This window comes from Rubripirellula amarantea (assembly GCF_007859865.1).
GTDB lineage: Bacteria > Planctomycetota > Planctomycetia > Pirellulales > Pirellulaceae > Rubripirellula > Rubripirellula amarantea.
Window position 1 is genome coordinate 459,006 of the sequence record NZ_SJPI01000002.1, and the last position, 17,395, is coordinate 476,400.

Annotated in this window: 12 protein-coding genes; 10 read left to right on the top strand and 2 right to left on the bottom strand. The window is 54.6% G+C overall.

What is annotated here, in order from left to right; translation table 11 throughout:
* Positions 1-394: 394 nt before the first annotated feature.
* Positions 395-2,653, top strand: coding sequence for a glutamine synthetase III family protein (locus tag Pla22_RS15110; protein ID WP_146515674.1), 2,259 nt, complete (start codon positions 395-397; stop codon positions 2,651-2,653).
* Positions 2,654-2,686: 33 nt separating this feature from the next.
* On the opposite strand, the gene Pla22_RS15115 is transcribed toward Pla22_RS15110, so the two are convergent.
* Entirely contained in the window at positions 2,687-3,118 is a 432-nt protein-coding gene (locus Pla22_RS15115; RefSeq protein WP_146515675.1) for a hypothetical protein, read from the bottom strand.
* A 311-nt stretch (positions 3,119-3,429) separates the two neighbouring features.
* Here Pla22_RS15115 and Pla22_RS15120 point away from each other — a divergent pair, with 311 nt between their 5' ends.
* The 5 genes from Pla22_RS15120 to Pla22_RS15140 are packed head-to-tail and all read left to right on the top strand — an operon-like array spanning position 3,430 to position 8,073.
* A complete protein-coding gene (locus Pla22_RS15120) occupies positions 3,430-4,380 on the top strand; it encodes a DUF4097 family beta strand repeat-containing protein (protein WP_146515676.1) in 951 nt (316 codons plus the stop codon).
* A gap of 7 nt (positions 4,381-4,387) precedes the next feature.
* The gene (locus Pla22_RS15125; protein WP_146515677.1) at positions 4,388-5,365 is read left to right on the top strand and encodes an ABC transporter ATP-binding protein; all 978 of its coding nucleotides are present in this window, start codon (positions 4,388-4,390) and stop codon (positions 5,363-5,365) included.
* Positions 5,352-6,344, top strand: a complete 993-nt coding sequence (locus tag Pla22_RS15130) for an ABC transporter permease subunit (protein ID WP_242632078.1) — start codon at positions 5,352-5,354, stop codon at positions 6,342-6,344. Before Pla22_RS15125 ends, Pla22_RS15130 begins: the two co-directional genes overlap by 14 nt.
* 2 nt (positions 6,345-6,346) lie before the next feature.
* Positions 6,347-7,282, top strand: coding sequence for an ABC transporter ATP-binding protein (locus tag Pla22_RS15135; RefSeq protein ID WP_146515678.1), 936 nt, complete (start codon positions 6,347-6,349; stop codon positions 7,280-7,282).
* Positions 7,279-8,073: a hypothetical protein gene (locus tag Pla22_RS15140; protein ID WP_146515679.1), complete on the top strand. Its 795-nt coding sequence runs from the start codon at positions 7,279-7,281 to the stop codon at positions 8,071-8,073. The genes Pla22_RS15135 and Pla22_RS15140 overlap by 4 nt, the downstream gene beginning before the upstream one ends.
* Positions 8,074-8,383: 310 nt before the next feature.
* Here Pla22_RS15140 and Pla22_RS15145 read toward each other — a convergent pair whose 3' ends face one another.
* Complete coding sequence (locus Pla22_RS15145; protein WP_146515680.1) at positions 8,384-8,842, bottom strand: hypothetical protein; 459 nt, start codon at positions 8,840-8,842, stop codon at positions 8,384-8,386.
* Between the two features lie 246 nt (positions 8,843-9,088).
* On the opposite strand from Pla22_RS15145, the gene Pla22_RS15150 reads away from it, so the two are divergent.
* From Pla22_RS15150 to Pla22_RS15165, 4 genes are all read left to right on the top strand, one after another.
* On the top strand, positions 9,089-9,532 hold the full coding sequence (locus Pla22_RS15150; protein ID WP_146515681.1) for a site-specific integrase: 444 nt from the start codon (positions 9,089-9,091) through the stop codon (positions 9,530-9,532).
* Positions 9,533-9,806: 274 nt separating this feature from the next.
* Complete coding sequence (locus tag Pla22_RS15155; protein WP_146515682.1) at positions 9,807-11,417, top strand: sulfatase family protein; 1,611 nt, start codon at positions 9,807-9,809, stop codon at positions 11,415-11,417.
* Between the two features lie 211 nt (positions 11,418-11,628).
* Positions 11,629-16,314, top strand: a complete 4,686-nt coding sequence (locus tag Pla22_RS15160; protein ID WP_165440691.1) for a GEVED domain-containing protein — start codon at positions 11,629-11,631, stop codon at positions 16,312-16,314.
* A 579-nt stretch (positions 16,315-16,893) separates the two neighbouring features.
* Complete coding sequence (locus tag Pla22_RS15165) at positions 16,894-17,184, top strand: hypothetical protein (protein WP_146515684.1); 291 nt, start codon at positions 16,894-16,896, stop codon at positions 17,182-17,184.
* Positions 17,185-17,395 lie beyond the last annotated feature (211 nt).

Consider the following 17,395-nt stretch of genomic DNA (forward strand, 5'->3'; position numbering starts at 1 on the left):
GCGGATGGTTGGCGGTTTGCTGTAGTGCCATTGCGGTGGGCACTCGCGTGCGCAAGATCTATGCAGTTGCCAGGGCGAGGGTGTCTGCTTCTAGCGGTTGAAGGAAATCAATCGATTTTTTGCGACAGATATTCATCTTGATGGCTTCCTGGGTGCCGTCGGCACACTCATGGAATTCCCTGGGAATTATGACGATATTTGGTCGGAATGCCTCAAGTTGCGTTGGTGAGTGACCGCAACGAATCGCAATGGATTGGATCTTGCGTCGCTGGGTATCCGGGGACGGGCCCGACGTTTGCGTTTAAAGAAGGCTCCCGCACTCGGGGTCAACCTGAGCTGAGACTCGCTTGAGTTTGAAGCTGGTTCCCCGCCCATTTTCTATCAGGAGTCTCCCGTGAGTACGACACTTACTCCGCCGGCAAAGTCTGGCCAAGCATTCTCAGGTTCAGCGTCCGGCACCAACCATGCCAACGGTGCCGGGTCGCCTCGCCAATCCGCTCTGGCCGCCGCAATCAACTACGCGATTTCTTCGCCGCCGGTAGACTTTGAAGACGTTCCGCCGCAGGAATACTACGCGGCCAACGTGTTTACCAAGTCAGTGATGAAAGATCGGTTGCCCAAGTCGGTCTACAAGTCGTTGATGATGACGATCGAATCAGGCGAGAAGCTTGACCCATCATCCGCTGACATTGTCGCTTCGGCGATGAAGGATTGGGCTGTCGAGAAAGGTGCCACTCACTACGCGCACATCTTTTACCCACTCACCGGATCAACCGCCGAAAAGCACGACAGCTTTCTGTCGCCGACAAGTGACGGCAGCACGCTGAGTGAATTCAGCGGCAAACAACTCGTGCAGGGTGAACCGGACGGATCGAGTTTTCCAACCGGCGGAATTCGTGTGACGTCGCAAGCGCGTGGCTACACGATTTGGGACGTCACCAGTCCCGCCTACATTCTTGAAAATCCCAACGGGACGACGCTTTGTATTCCCACGGCGTTTGTTTCTTGGTCTGGCGAAGCGTTGGACAAGAAGACGCCGGTGCTTCGTTCGATGCAAGCACTTAACTTGCAAGCTCAGCGTGTATTGAAGCTGTTTGGTCACGCCGATGGTGCCTTCGTTGCCTCGACGGCTGGTCCCGAGCAGGAATACTTCCTGATCGATCGTCACTTCTACTTCGCTCGTACCGATCTGGTCACTGCCGGGCGAACCCTGTTTGGATGTAAGCCACCCAAGGGACAAGAGTTCGACGATCACTACTTTGGCCACATCCCTGAACGCGTGCTGGCTTTCATGTTGGATGCCGAACGGCAGTTGTTCAAGCTTGGGATTCCGGTCAAGACACGGCACAACGAAGTCGCGCCAGGGCAATTCGAAGTTGCGCCGGTGTTTGAATCCGCGAACTTGGCGGCCGATCACCAGCAGCAAATGATGAGCACGTTGACCAAGACGGCTGAGAAATACGGCATGGCTTGCTTGATGCATGAGAAGCCGTTTGCAGGCGTGAACGGATCTGGCAAACATGTCAATTGGTCGTTGGGCAGTAGTTCGCAAGGCAACATGCTCGACCCCGGAGAAACACCTCATGAGAATGCACAGTTTCTCGTTTTTTGTGCTGCCGTGATTCGAGCGGTCTATCGACATCAAGGATTGCTGCGAGCGGTCGTTGCGTCCGCTGGCAACGATCATCGACTCGGCGCCAACGAAGCTCCTCCGGCGATCATCTCTATTTTCTTGGGTGACCAGTTGACTGATGTGTTTAACCAGATCAAGAACGGGGGCGCAAGCTCGTCGATCAAATCGGGAACCTTGACCGTGGGAGTCGATGTACTGCCTCCATTGCCAAAGGATTCGGGAGATCGAAATCGCACTAGCCCGTTTGCGTTCACCGGAAACCGATTCGAGTTTCGCGCGGTCGGTTCCGAGCAATCCATCGCCGGTCCGTTGGTGGCGATGAACACCATCATCGCGGAGTCGGTGGATTACTGCGCAACGAAACTCGAAGAGGCGACGCAGGGAGATCCGGATGCTCTTAACGAAGCGATCCAGTCTCTGCTGACTGAGATCATCACCGAATGTTCAAGTGTTCTGTTTGATGGCGACGGGTATTCCCAAGAGTGGCACGAAGAGGCCGCTCGTCGCGGGTTGAAGAATCTGCCAACCGCTGCCGATGCGTTTCCCGAATTGGTGAAGCCAGTAGTCGAAGACTTGTTCGAGAAGTACGGCGTGTTGTCTAAGCGTGAATTGCATAGTCGCTTTGAGACGTATCAAGAACAGTACTGTTTAAAGGTGGACGTTGAAGCCAACCTGGTAATCAGCATGGCCAAACGCCAGATTTTCCCAGCGGCGATCCGTTACCAGTCGGAATTGGCGTCCACGTGTGCGAACCTGAAGTTGGTCGGGTACGAGTTTGATACCGACACCTTGGACTCGTTGACTTCGCTCGTCAAAGCGTTGCAAGACAGCGTAGCGGCGCTCGAGTACGCGGTAGCCGATGAGCAGGCTAGCACGATGGCCGACGAAGTACGTCATCGCTGTGACGTGGTGTTGCCGTCGATGCTGGCCGTTCGTCAGTGTGTCGATGCCTTGGAAGGCGTTGTGGCTGACGATTTGTGGCCGCTGCCGACTTACCAGGAAATGCTATTCATCAAATAGCGTTCGCAAATTGGCCTGATGTGCACGACGGGCCTAATGTGCACGACTTGCTGCGGCGGCTTTTCGTCGTCGCACCTCAATCGCGAACAGTCCCATGCACCCGAGCAGTGCCAGCAAACTCGGTTCAGGCACTGCTGCTGCGTTAATGGTTCCGTTGAGCGTTAGGTCAGCGGTGCCATTGGTGCCGAATGCTTGGCCGATGCCGATGCGGGTCATGGGATTGGCACCGGAGTTGTGAACATAGATTCGGAATTCGGCGATGTCTCCTGCGGCAACGTTTTGCAGTCCGCTCGCGCCCGAGAAGTCAAAGGTGCCCGTTCCGGTGATCAATCCTGCAGCCGCCGCGGTACCGCTGATGCTGTCGATCACGTCAGTGCTGGTGAAACCGGTAAGGCTTGATAGAAGCGAAAACTCCGCCTTGGCGGGTTGAACGTTCGCTTGGATCAAGTACGGGCTAGCAACCATGAGGTAGCAACCAGGTGGCAACCGGTGAGCAAAACTGGGTGAGCAAACACGAATCGTCCAGAAGCGAACGCAAACGGATGAGGTGTGTACATCGTTTCAGCGGTGCGTTCGACTTGGAATCGCCCAACGCCGGGACCGTCGAGTTCTACCCTTGAGACGCTCGATCAGGAGTTTTCTGATACGATTCTCACGTCGGCCGAACCGTTATCGGGAAAAGGCTAATCGCAAACCAAGAAACGGGGCCGGCGCTCGAAAGACCTACATTGATCAACATTATCAGTCTTCGATTTTGCTCCGAGAATGGCGTCCCGATGAAAAAATCCTCTGTCTTTGCCCTCCACGTTGGCACCGTTTGGTTGGCATTAAGTTCGGTGGGATGTGGGCTGATAGCAAGCATGGTGGCTGAAACGGCGAAACGGACCGAGTCAATCGAAGTTCCGTTGCCCGAGTCTGGCAAGTGCGTCATCAAGACGGTCAACGGCGGAATTGAGTGCCTTTGGTCAGACGTCGATGCGATCGAGGTTCAGGCGGTGGTCCATGGTCGAGGCCGTACGATCGAAGCAGCCCAAGAGAATCTTGATCTGATTGAATTGCAAACGGGCGTCAACGACGGCGAAGCGTTCATTCGCGTTGCGGTTCCCATTGGGATTAGTGGCGGAGCGTCGTTGGTGGTCACGTTGCCTAAGTCGTTAGAGGTCGAGGCAACTTCGACCAATGGAGCGATCCGGACAGACGGAATCGTGGGGGGAATGACGGCCAAGACGAGCAACGGCAAGATCGAAATCAAGAATGCGAAAGGTGTCGTGCATGCCAACTCGTCCAACGGCAATATCACCGTTGACGGAGATCATTTGAAGGACCTGCAGGTTCAAACCAGCAATGGCAGGGTGGAGGTTTCGGGAAACCTCGAGCCTGGTGATCACTCGGTGAATACAAGCAATGGAGCGATTCATGTTAGACTGTTCGAAGGAGCGTCGCCGGAGGGGGCGACGAGTGTGACCGCAACGACGAGCAACGGTAAAGTTATCGTTAACGGATCGAAAGTGAAATCGGGATCGAGCCATCAACTCGCAGAAGGCAAGACCGCTGCGACGCTGCGGCTCACCACCAGCAACGGTTCGATTGATGTATCCTCGGTACCGAGCGAACTTGCAAACTCAGAAACCGCTGACAACGCTGACAACGCAGATCATTCGAAGTCGCTCGCCCCTGCTCCCGACGCTCCTGCGCCGCCGGCTACTCCTTCGGTTGTAGCGGAATAGATCAGCATTGAGCGAATCCAGCGGAATTGTTGAGCTTCAAGGCGTCAGCAAACGATACGGCAACATCGACGCGCTGCGTGATGTGTCGCTGAACATTCCCAAGGGAGTGACAGGGTTGCTTGGTCCCAACGGGTCGGGCAAGAGTACGTTGATCAAGTCGTTGCTGGGACTGTTGCACGTTCAAACAGGCCACGGTCGGGTGCTCGATTTTCAATGGCCTCGCGATGCCAGGATCATACGCGATCACATTGGCTATCTTCCCGAGGATGATTGCTACGTCGCGGGTCTCGTGGGGATTGAGTCGGTCACGCTGATGGCACGATTATCCGGGCTATCGTCGAAGGAAGGCCTACGGCGTTCGCACGAAATGATGGACTACTGCGGGTTTGGCGAAGAACGCTACCGCGAAGTGGAATCGTATTCGACCGGCATGCGGCAAAAATTGAAGTTTGCGCAGGCGTTGGTTCATGACCCGCCGCTGTTAATTCTGGATGAGCCGACGACGGGGCTCGATCCCGATCAACGTCTCGCAATGTTGCGTCGGATTCGAAACTTGGCGACCGAGCACTGCAAGTCCGTGATCCTGTCCACTCATATTTTGCCCGATGTTCGAAGTGTTTGTGATCACGTGGTCATCCTGGTCGGCGGAACGGTTCGCGTTGAAAGTTCGCTTGAACAGCTCAGTCGACCCGCGGAACCCACCATGCATGTTTCGACCGTCAACGATCCAACCGATCTCATCTCGCGATTGCAGACTGCGGGATACACCGTTCATCAAGACACCGAAAGTTATGGATTGCGAGTGGAAGGCATTGAGCAGAAAAACGCCAGCAAGATTTGGGAACTGGCGGCTGAGACAAACACGGGCATTCGTCGGCTCGAACCAGCGGTCAATTCGCTCGACCAAATTTTCATGGACGTCGCGACCGGTAGTTCGGTGACGCCTGCGTCGATGGTTGCGGAGGCCGACGATGCCTGTTCATGATCTCGGTTATCGCCCGTGGCGAGGCCAGCGGATGGCTCGTTGGCTAAGGCCATGGGTGGTCGCTCGCAGCAGCATTTCATTGGTTTGGCGACGTCGTTGGTTACGAACAATGTTGATGCTTGCTTGGCTGCCGGTGGTTTTTCCCGCGTTGGGAATTTTTGCGTTCGAGTATTCATCGACAGATCCCGGCATGCAGCGTGCGATTTTCCAGATCGCCCGTGGTCCGCTCAATCAACCTGAGCTTGCTCAGCAGATCATCGAGAATCCTGAAGAGGCCAGGCACCAAGTTTGGTCGTCGTTGATCCTGACGTTTTTTCGGTATCCTCAATTGGTTGCGATGGTAGTGTTGATCGGGTTGATCGCACCGATGTTGGTTTCATACGATCTACGGACGAAAGCTTACTTGATGTACTTTTCGCGGCCGCTATCTCCGTCGCAATACATCCTTGGTAAGTCCGCGGTGATTTGGTTTCTGCTGGCAATGATTGCAACGTTGCCTGCGTTGTTGGTTTATGTGCTCGGAGTGCTGTTGTCGCCCGATCTTTCGGTCGTGATGCAGACATGGGACGTGCCGCTTCGCATTCTTGGTGCGTCGGCGGTCTTGATGATTCCCACAACGGCGCTGGCGATCGCGTATTCGTCGTTGACATCGGAAAGCCGTTACGCCACGTTCGCTTGGTTCGCCACTTGGGCGATGGGGTTCGTTGCTTATCAGGTGCTGACTTCAACGACCGCCGTGGTAGCGTCGGCGGAGCAGAATCGAACGCGGGGAAGACGTCGGTGGGAAAACATAGAGTTCGACGCCGATCGTTACCGATTGCTATCTCCTTACCACACCTTGGGGAAGGTCGAATCTTGGGTGTTCGGTCTGGACACGTCTGCGGCGAGCGTCGTTCCGGCGGTCCTAGTGCTGGTAGCGATCACCGTGATCTCGTTTTGGATGGTCCGTCGTCGAGTCATCGCGAGGCTAAGTGTTTAGTGATGATTGAGTTGAACCATGTCAGCAAGATGTACGGAAACGTCGTCGGAGTTAACGACTTAACGCTCGAGATTCCAACGGGAGCGTTCGGATTGATTGGCCCGAACGGTTCGGGCAAAACGACGCTGATTAACCTACTAATTGGTCATTTCCGTCCGACCTTGGGAACCCTTCGCGTATTCGATTGCGATCCCGCCAGCGATCGTCGTTTGCTCAGGCGGATCGGTCTGTGTCCGGCGTCCGATGTGCTGTACCCCAACGTCTCGGCAATCGAGTGGGTGACCTATCAAGTGAGGCTGCATGGCATTGCCCGAACCGAAAGCCGATCGCTTGCCGAAACGGCTCTTGAAACTGTTGGTATGACGGACGCGATGCATCGACCGATGGGGACGTATTCGTTGGGCATGCGTCAACGAACGAAGATTGCCCAGGCGATCGCGCATGATCCCGATTTGCTGATTCTGGATGAGCCTTACAACGGGCTCGATCCGGTCGGTCGCAACGACATGACACGGTTACTGAAGGAATGGACCGACAACGGACGCGGGTTAATCTTTGCCAGTCATGTGTTGCAAGAGATCGAATCGGTGACGTCGTCGTTCTTGCTGATCCACGGCGGTCGTCTACTCGCTTCGGGTACGGCTGATGAGATTGAATCGTTGCTGGCGGAGACTCCTCAAGAAATTTGCCTGGTCGGAAACGACGTCGCTAAGTTGATACACCGCTTCGCCGACGTCGATTGGGTGGATGCGATGGATTGGAATCAAACCAAGGACGAATTGCGAGTATCGCTGCGAGAGCCCATGGAGTTCTACGATCGGATCGCAACGTGGATACGTGACGATAGGTTAACCATTTCCCAGTTGCGAACACCCAATGGAAACTTGGAAGCAGTCTTTGAGTCACTGTTGCGCCGACATCGGGGAGAGGCTCCATGAATCGTTTGACGCTTCCTTTGGACATCATGCGGTTTGAGCTTCGTCGCTCGTTCACACCGGGACGAATGGCGATGTGGTTGGTGCTTGTCGCTTTCCCGATCGCAATCGTTGCGGCGATGCGTGGGATCGCCAACGCAGCATTAGCGGACAGAGCCGACCCATCTGATTTCATAGAACCGTTTGGCTTTACGCTCTACTTTTTGGTTCCCGAAGTCACATGCTTGCTAGGGTTGCTACTGTGGGCAACTCCCGCGATCAGTACCGAGATTGAAGGCCAGACCTGGATTTATCTCGCCATGCGTCGGTCCGGCCGGCGAGTGGTCCTGTTTGGAAAGTATTTAACTGCGGTGGCTTGGACCCTGTCGGCGGCATTGATCGCCACGGCGGTCTGCGTCCTTATCATCGGCACGCCCGAGATGATGAAGATGTGGTGGGTGATGAGCGGATTGGTAGTGCTTTCTTGTTTCTCGCACGCCGCCATTTTTCTGCTGATCGGAACCTTCTTTTATCGACGCACAATGGTCAGCGCGGTGGTGTACACGATGGTAGTCGAGTACGGCTTGTCGTTCGTCCCCGCGCTGGTCAACAAGTTCACGATCAACTATCGCTTGCGAGGCTTATTGGCGAACGGAATGGAGTGGGACGATGTGCGTACCAACGCAGAGAACATCTTTGGAACTGAGCCTTCATCGACTCACTTGTTAGTGCTGGCCGCCTTCACGGTGACGATGCTCGGTCTTGCGCTCTATCGAGTCGAACATGCAGAGTATCCGACTCAGCAAGAAGGATGACCGCTGAAACGCGAGCGAGTCATAGGCTGACAACTCGCAAACCGTTTAAGCGAGATGTAACACAGCCAGCGAATCGAGCTCGAGCTACACGGCGGTTGGGACGGCGATCGTCGAACGTTCTTTCAAGAGCTCCTTTTGTTGGCAAGACTGCAGTTGCCAAAGTGGGAACCGGTGCGGGTGGACTAGGGTTGAAGCAATCCGCTCTTGTTTATGCTGACCCGCGGTGACCGACTTCGACGCTGCGTAGGATAGTTTTCGTTCCAAGGTCTCGGCAAGGACGACCAATCCATTCATCGCAACAATCGCCGCGTCAAGCTTTCAGGACGACGAGGTACTGGCCACCGCTCGACGTGATTTGGTGGGTCAAGCTTAGGTTGGGTGATAACCTTGAGATTCGATCAATCAACCATGCAGCCGTTTCTTCGGCGTCGGCTTTGGTCGGGCAGCGAGCCATGGTTTCGCGTCCGCCCTTGCGTTCGAGTCGGTCGGTAGCCGCGATGATGGACGCTGGGTCCACGACGATCAGGTGGTCAGGCCACTTCACGACCGGATCGCTTGTCCCTTTGCCCGTATTGCAACTCTTGTGAGCGAGTCGATCAGGCGGCAAAGCAGACTTGTCTTGTTTCAATTTCTTGGCACGGGCCTTGGTGAGTCGCGAATCTACCGTGGCACTGCGCGGATCATTCGTTGCCATGTCGCGGTCGACCGGTTCATCGCACAACCAACATCGCCACCCATCCGCTTCGCCTACTTCGTCGAGGTGTCCCATCGGTGTTCCTTAGCGCTGTGAAATTCTGCCGCCCCGCGCAGGTGAGCCATGCGGTTGTTTGCGTGGAGCTAAATTCACTCTCGGTTGAGGTGATTCGCAGCAGTCTGGCACAGATTGGGAAAGGCGAGTATCCCGAGCTCAGAATATTGATCACGCAAAAGCGACGCAGCACGGACGGCTTGCGTGCGGGGGACGTCGGGGATATGCTGATGTAGAACATCACGAAGCCTTTACGGAAAACACGCTATGCCATTCTTAATGATCAACCTCGACGACCTTGGCGATTGCCAACGCGGAGTCCGACAATTACGCGAGCGACTGCGGCGTGCCGGTGTTGATCCACAGCCAGGGGACAAAGGCGGCAACAAAACATCTGCGGACAAGCAGGGACCGGCCGCGTTGCCACTAAACCAAAAATTGCATCGCATCAGTCAGCGCGGGGTCTGGCGGTTTATCTCTGGCATCGCCCGACTCGACGAATCCCCTCGTTCGCTCGCTGAACTCGACGAGGCGCTATCGCTGCAGCCCAACAAGATGCGGTCGACGAAAGCCATCTTCGCGAAGCTGGAGAACCGATTCGATATCCGGTTCCTGCGATTGGCTGAAGAAGCGGGCGATGACGAAGCAGGCAATCCTCGCTACATCATGCCCCCGCGGATTCGCAAAGCCGTACGCGAAATGGCGGGTTAGTTCAAAAGCGTTGTCGTTGAAGTTTGTTGCTGAAGATTGAGTACAGGTCGATCGCAGCATGGGCTACTAGCGACGGTGTATGATGTCCCAAGTGGATCCGACTGGCTCCTTGCGTCGCTAGCTAATAGTGCCGGTCGCTTCTATAGACAGTCGCTTACATATGCGCTCGCTCTCATAGACGCTCGCTCACAAAGACGGTCCGCCGCGTGAAGCAAATCGTTCTTCAAAGCCCTGGCGTGACCCGCCGCATTCATTTTGCATCACGGAACGAACGATGAAATTTGCGTTGGTAGTGGTTGTCGGTTTAGGGTTGTCGGCATCTTTCGTAGGAAAGGTGCTTGCCGCTGAGGTTCCGCCGCCCAACGTTGTCGTGATCTACACGGACGATCAAGGTTACGGGGACATCAGTGCAACCAATCCGCGATCCCGGTTTCAAACACCCCATCTTGATCGCTTGGCTGCGGAGGGGATGGTGTTCACCGACGGGCATAGTTCCGATACGGTTTGCACACCGTCGCGGTACTCTTTGCTAACGGGGCGTTACAGTTGGCGGACAACGCTGAAGCGAGGTGTCCTGGGTTCCGATGGTGATTGTTTGATCGCCGAAGATCGAATGACCGTTGCTTCGCTATTTCAAGACAACGGCTACCAAACCGCGATGTTTGGTAAGTGGCACCTGCAGATGCAGTTTCCCGGAACCTTCGGCAAACGTGATTGGACTCAGCCGATCACTGACGGGCCCAACGAGCACGGATTTGACCACTTCTTTGGTATTCCTGCTTCGATGAACTTCGGTGTTCTCGCCTTCGTCGAGAATAGTCATGTGGTTCAACCACCGTCACTTTGGACTCACAAGAAGTCATCGCGCGGGCGAGATACGTTTCGCTTCATGCCCCCGTACGACACGCACCGCCAAAGCAAAACGGACATCGAAGTCGCTCCGTCGTTTCGCGACGACATATGTTTGAAGGTATGCACTGAAAAGACAGTAGAGTTCATCGAAAGACAATCGGGCTCAGCCAAATCCGGTAGCCCGTTTTTTGTGTACTTTGCGTTGAACTCGCCACACTTACCTCACTGCACGTCGCCGGAGTTCATCGGCAAGAGCAAGGTGGGAGCGTACGGTGATTTCATGATGGAAACCGATCACCGAGTAGGCGAAGTGCTCGAAGCGTTGGACCAACATGGTTTGACTGATAACACGCTCGTATTTTTCAGCAGCGACAATGGTGCCGAAAACGGATATGACAAGCGGCTAAAACCTTACGGTCATTCCAGCAAAGGAAACTTCAGAGGTGGCAAGCGTGACATCTACGAGGGAGGTCACCGTGTCCCGTTTTTGATGCGCTGGCCAACCGTGATCAAGGCAGGACGAACCTGCGACGAACCGGTTGGGCAAATTGATTTGTTAGCGACTTGCGCCGACTTACTAGGCGTTGAACTGCCTGATGATGCAGGCGAAGACAGTGTCAGCCTACTACCGGCGATGCGAAGCGACGACTATCCGAAACCACTGCGTGGACCAATGATGCACCACTCGGGAAGCGGCCACTTCGCCATTCGCGAAGGGCGTTGGAAGCTAAATTTGTTTCGCGGTTCAGGCGGAAGTCTTAAGCCAGTTTTTGGTAAGACCAGCCCAGGGGAACAACCGTTTGAGTTGTACGACTTAGAAAAAGACGTCAGCGAAACGAACGACGTATGTGCGCAGCACCCTGACGTTGTTGCGCGACTAACATCAATAGCCACCCAGATTGTTGGGGACGGACGCAGCACACCGGGAAGCCCTCAACTCAACGACGGTCTCAAGCACTGGCCACAACTCACCTGGATTCCCCAGGCAACCGAACCCGCTCAAGTCAAGCAGCACTCGAAGAGGGCTGATTAGATCCTGCATCGAAGCTCGTAGGTCATAAGGGGAAGATCGGCGAGGCTGCGCAAGCTGAGTGGAAGGCTATCGTTCAATCGAGGTCAGTTGAGCAACAATCGCTTGCCTTGAACGTAGTGGAGCGTTAGTATCCCCCTGCCAGGGTGAGTTGTTCGCGCCTACGTCGATGCGTGAGCTGGCTTCCAAATACTTTGTATACCGTAGGTGTGCCATGAATAGTGCTCGCGATCGAAGGTTTTCTCGCTCACTCCATTCATCGCGACGGTCGCGGCAATCACCGCGAATTCGTCTTGCAGCGTTCGAAACGCTTGAACCTCGGAGGCTTTTGGCTGCCGAGATTCTGGATTCCATTGCAGGCGAACCCTCGCTCGCCGCATTCGAAAGTGTTATCCCCGGATCTAATGATCGCTTAACGTATAGCGACGTTTCGTATCGAGGAGATCGAAAAGAACCGGCGCAAGCGGGAATAGAGATATTGGCGATTGTTCAACCCGACAGTGAGTTTCGACTCGTGGAGGTCAAGCATGGAATAGCCAGCAGTCACGCAAGGTTCGAACAAGTTGTTGATGGCATACCAGTGTACGGTTCGTTTGCGTCTGTGCACCTGGGGCGCGATGGAGAAGTGCAAACTCTGCATGTTGATGCGCGGCCGGAGTTGGCGAGCCTGAAAGTAGAGACACCGAAGCTTGACATTGAAAATGCGACCGCGATCGCGATCAATAAGAACGGCGTAATCACCACTCGCTCACCAACTACCGGCAACTTGGTGTGGTATCCGGCAAAGGATGGCGGTGCGATGTTAGCGTGGGAAACTACAATCACGTCCAGTGTGCCGGTAGGCGATTTCCATACAGTGGTCAGCGCCGACACGGGTGAAGTGCTGTTTAAAGAGAATCGAGCTGTATTTGCAACGGGGACTGGAGACGTATTCTTACCCAATCCGTATCAAACCCAAGGCAGTGGTAGCGGACTGGCAGACAATAGCGATGCGAATAGTGCAGCGTTGTCATCACAGCTTGTTTCCGTAACGCTTGAAAGACTTGATGCCGGAACCGGATTGCTTAAAGGTGAATGGGTTGACCTATCGACGTTGAATAGTTCAACACTTGCCGATGTTGACGCCGACGAAGCGACGCGAGTTTACGAGTACGATCGGGATGATCCACGTTTCGAACAAGTGGTGATTTATCACGCGATTGATTCCATTCAAGCGTACATCCACTCGCTTGGGTTTGATGATGACGTCGGGACACCCAACGGCATCCGTGATTTTCCAACGTTGGCTAACGCTCATTGGGACAACGACGATCAATCGTTTTACTCCACAGCGGATGATGCAGTTCACTTTGGCGATGGAGGTGTTGACGATGGCGAGGATGCTGACATCATTGCGCATGAATATGGTCATGCAATTCAACACGACCAAAACTCCAACTGGGGTGGCGGCGAAATGGGGGCGATGGGGGAAGGGTTCGGCGACTATCTAGCCGCAAGTTTTTATGCTGGTGCGGGGGATTCCAACTATCAGTCGAGTGATGAAGCCTGCGTGGGCGAGTGGGACGCGACTTCGTATAGTGGATCAAACCCTCCCTGCCTAAGACGCGTCGATGGCAACAAGATGTACCCCGACGACTTGGTTGGCCAGGTCCACGCCGACGGTGAAATTTGGTCTGCTGCGCTTTGGGAAATCCGCGCTGCCCTTGGAGCGTTGATAACCGACCAGCTCGTGTTGGAGCACCACTTTGCTTTACCCGCAGGTGCCACGATGCCGATTGCTGCGCAGGCGATGCTAACAGCCGACGCCAACTTGAACGGCGGCGTCAACCAAGCGGTGATTCGACAGGTGTTTTTATCACGCGGGATACTGCAAGCCACGCCAGCCGGGATTGTAAGCTTGGATCGTGACACCTATGACGTCGGCGATACGTTAACGATCGAAGTCGCAGATACGGATCTAAGCGGCAGCGGAACCGTCAACGTGGTCGTGACAACCGACGCGGGCGATTCAGAAACGATAACTCTGACGGAATCCGGCGGCACATTTATTGGAACAATAGCTTCGACGTCTGGTGCAATCGTCCAGGACAATGGAAGTTTGGAAGCAGCGGGTGAAGATGTAGTCACGGTCACCTATTCGGATGCCGACGACGGCACTGGCAACCCTGCGGTGGTTGACGATAGCGCTACCTTCTTGGAGTTCGACGTTGTTTTCAACGCTGACTTCTCCAATGAGATTGGAGATCCTGATGACGAAGGATTTGCAATCTCGGGTAGTGCAAACCAGTGGGAGCTTTCGACCGGCCGTGGATCGGACACGGGGCACAGTAGCGACGACAGCTTTTACTTCGGATCTGGCGAAGGTGCGACCGGAGGAGGTTCCTACGCCAATGACCAAGACGGCACTATTACATCGCCCCTAATCGACCTGACCCAAGCAACGATAGCCGAGTTGAGCTTCAATCACTTCCTGGAATCGGAAGCCGGCTATGACTTTGCCTCCGTCAGCATTGTCCAAGCCGGGACGGAGCACCTGATCGCTAAGTCGGGTGATGGGACACTTCCGATAGCCACTTCGGGTTTTGAGAGCCTTTCGCTTGACATATCCGCGTACGTTGGCGAAACAATTCAGGTTGCCTTTCGGTTCACCTCCGACTTCAGCATCACAAACGAGGGTTGGTATGTGGACGACGTCGTTGTCCGGGCTGACGTTCCCGTCACTGAGAACGACTTTGGCGATGCACCTAATGTTTATCCAACGACTCTTCAAGACAACGGTGCTCATCACCTAGCCATCGGCCCCCTTTTGGGACCTAGTCGCGACGTCGAAGCGAATGGTCAACCAACGCTCGCGGCCGACGGTGATGGTGCGGACGAAGACGGAGTGAGCTTTGGGTTGCTACGCATTGGCAATGTGGATGCGGAAGTCGACATCGACTTGCAAGGCGAGCCGAACGCAATGCTGGATGCTTGGATCGATTTTGATTCCAACGGAACCTGGGATGCCTCAGAACAAATTTTTGACAGCACGCAGATTTCTAACGGATTACAAACGCTCACTTTCGCGGTTCCCGAAACGGCGCTGATCGGTGATACGTACGCTCGCGTGCGAGTGAGTTCAGCGGGTGACTTAGAACCCACCGGATTCGCCCCCGATGGCGAGGTTGAAGACTATCTGGTCACGATCGCGGATTTCTTCGCTAAGGATGACGTGGCCACGACTATCGAAACAGCGCCCGTGGAAATTTCAGCACTGGCGAATGACCAACCTTCGGATCAGCTGCAGATTGTGGCGGCGACTTCACCCACGAACGGAACTTTGATTCAAAACGGCGATGGCACTTTTACATACCAAGCCAATCCGGGCTTCGTTGGTACAGATTCGTTCGAATACACGGTTGCGTTTACCAATGCCGAACTGATCAACCCTACGCCCAACGGCGGTGACCGCTACGGCTATTCGGTCGGTATCGACGGAGATTACGCCATCGTGGGAGCGTATTACGATGACCCGAATGGATTGTCGAATGCGGGCACTGCGTTCGTCTACCATCGCACAAGCAACTCGGACTGGACTCAGATGGCGCAGCTCAATGGAGACTTGAATTCCGATGATGAACAGAGTTACTTCGGTTGGAGTGTCGCGATCAGTGGCGACACCGTAGTCGTCGGTGCTCAAGGCGATGGCGACAAGGGGTTTCGCTCGGGCGCCGCTTACATCTTTGACCGGAACGAGGGTGGGACGGACAATTGGGGAAGAGTCGCTAAAGTTTATGGCGACGATACCGACAAGAGCGACTTCTTTGGTCGGTCCATCGACATCGATAGTGACACGGTTGTTGTTGGCGCTAGCATCGCATCACCATTGGGCGCGGCCTCTGGTTCAGCCTACGTGTTTGATCGCAATCAAGGTGGATCTAATGCGTGGGGACAGACCAAGCAACTGCTCGGTAGCACGCAAGCCGCAGGTGACCGATTCGGTCAATCGGTATCCATTGACCATGATCGCGTCGCAGTCGGTGCATTCCGGCATGATGGGGCTGGAACAGATAGCGGGGCGGCCTACGTATTCGTTCGCAACCGCTACGGTGCAGACAATTGGGGTGAACTTTCTGCCATCGAAGCTCCCGATGCAGCGGCTGCGGACAACTTTGGATACAGCGTCTCGATCAAGGGAGGGAGCCTCGCGGTCGGTGCGCCGCTTGATGATGAAGGTGGTCAAAATCAAGTCGGCTCTGTCTACATGCTGGGACAGAATACGGGCGGCAGCAACAACTGGGGCCAAGTTACCAAACTTCTCGCGAGCGATGCTACGGCCGGCGATCGCCTGGGCTGGTCCGTCGACTTTGATGGGACGCGGGTGATAACGGGCGCTCCGCTGGCTGACGTGTTTGGCGACTCGTCCGGAAGAGCGTATTTGTTTAGCAAGATCAATGGCGTGTGGTCTCAGTCACGAATACTGAGCAGTGACGAAGTCAGCTTGCGGGATCAATACGGAATTGGCGTTGCGCTCGATGGCAACATCGCCCTGGTCGGTTCCTGGCTCGACAACCGCCCCCACAACAACTCCGGCGGTGCGTACTCCTTTGACCTACGCACCGACACGGCAAGAGTGTGGGTTAACGTAGATGCCGCGTCCGTGAAGTTCAATTTTTCTAATATTGTATTGGCGAAGGATGAGAGCGAACGGAACGTGGCGCCCGAATTGGTTGTGCAATCAAAGGATGCCTGGGAACCATGGAGCGATCGGAAGCGAAGAGGTTCAGCTCTCAATTCTCATAGCGTCGACGAAGTATTCACAAAGTTCGTTCAAAGAAGTGGTAGGGCAGATCCAAACGTTCTGTTGGATGAGGACAACATAAATGCCGAAGCGTTGCGAGATCTGGGCATCGCGAATTAGACAGTCGATCAGTGCGAACAGTTTGGCGGGAATTGTCGGTCGAACCACGTTGTCGGAATACTCGTTTAGGCCTTTGAGGGATTCTTTGCGGGAAGGTGTTCGCAAACGAGAAAAATGTTTCGTCGGCCATTGATTCGGCGAACGCCAGCGATAGAGTGGATGACGTAACGAATCGAAGTTGTAGTTTAACTTGTTTCGGCTACCTCCTATCTTGAACACTTCTCCTCCGCGTTGATGCCAAACAGCTGGTAGGCAAGGTCCATCTTAGGTTGCGTTCTTTGCGTTTCCTATTTTTCCAAGGCCTTTCCATGTCGATCGTATCCGCGCTGCGCAATTCTTGCTCGAAAAAAGTTTTGGTTCCGTTAGCAAGTCTCAAGGCAGGTCACTGGTTCCCGCCAAGCTTAGCAAGCGCATCAAGCGATTGATGATTATCGAAACGTTGGAATCTCGTGAGCTTTTAACGGCCGCGACAGGAGACCACCGGTTTTTTGGTGCGATCGCGAATCCTGGTCAAACCGACACATTTGAGTTTTCGTTGGCGGCAACAAAACATCTGCGGACAAGCAGGGACCGGCCGCGTTGCCGCTGAACAAAAAATTGCATCGCATCAGTCAGCGCGGGGTTTGGCGGTTCATCTCAGGCATCGCCCGACTCGACGAGACGCCTCGTTCACTTGCTGAACTTGATGAAGCACTGTCACTGCAGCCGAACAAAATGCGATCCACCAAGGCGATCTTTGCAAAGCTAGAAAACCGCTTCGACATCCGCTTCCTGCGCTTGGCCGAAGAAGGCGGCGACGATCAAGCAGGTAACCCACGCTACATCATGCCCCCAAGAATCCGCAAAGCCGTCCGCGAAATGGTCGGCTAACTTGCCGAAATCGTCGGGTAAGTTGCAACGAAGAGACTTCTTGGTTTACTGCCGAGAGATAGGCCGACAAGCAAACTTCCTCGTTGGCTGGTCTCACAGTTTGCATGGCCGAAGTGAAAGTTTGAAAGTTCGAGCGACAAAACGCTTTGACTGCATGCTGCTTTCACGCGGATTTTACTTGCCATGCGATCTTCGAATCCGCGAGCACTCG

Coding starts and splice junctions, on each gene's coding strand:
- Pla22_RS15135 (WP_146515678.1), top strand. CDS start 6,347: ATGATTGAGTTGAACCATGTCAGCAAGATGTACGGAAACGTCGTCGGA.
- Pla22_RS15120 (WP_146515676.1), top strand. CDS start 3,430: ATGAAAAAATCCTCTGTCTTTGCCCTCCACGTTGGCACCGTTTGGTTG.
- Pla22_RS15115 (WP_146515675.1), bottom strand. CDS start 3,118: ATGGTTGCTAGCCCGTACTTGATCCAAGCGAACGTTCAACCCGCCAAG.
- Pla22_RS15145 (WP_146515680.1), bottom strand. CDS start 8,842: ATGGGACACCTCGACGAAGTAGGCGAAGCGGATGGGTGGCGATGTTGG.
- Pla22_RS15130 (WP_242632078.1), top strand. CDS start 5,352: ATGCCTGTTCATGATCTCGGTTATCGCCCGTGGCGAGGCCAGCGGATG.
- Pla22_RS15155 (WP_146515682.1), top strand. CDS start 9,807: ATGAAATTTGCGTTGGTAGTGGTTGTCGGTTTAGGGTTGTCGGCATCT.
- Pla22_RS15160 (WP_165440691.1), top strand. CDS start 11,629: ATGAATAGTGCTCGCGATCGAAGGTTTTCTCGCTCACTCCATTCATCG.
- Pla22_RS15150 (WP_146515681.1), top strand. CDS start 9,089: ATGCCATTCTTAATGATCAACCTCGACGACCTTGGCGATTGCCAACGC.
- Pla22_RS15140 (WP_146515679.1), top strand. CDS start 7,279: ATGAATCGTTTGACGCTTCCTTTGGACATCATGCGGTTTGAGCTTCGT.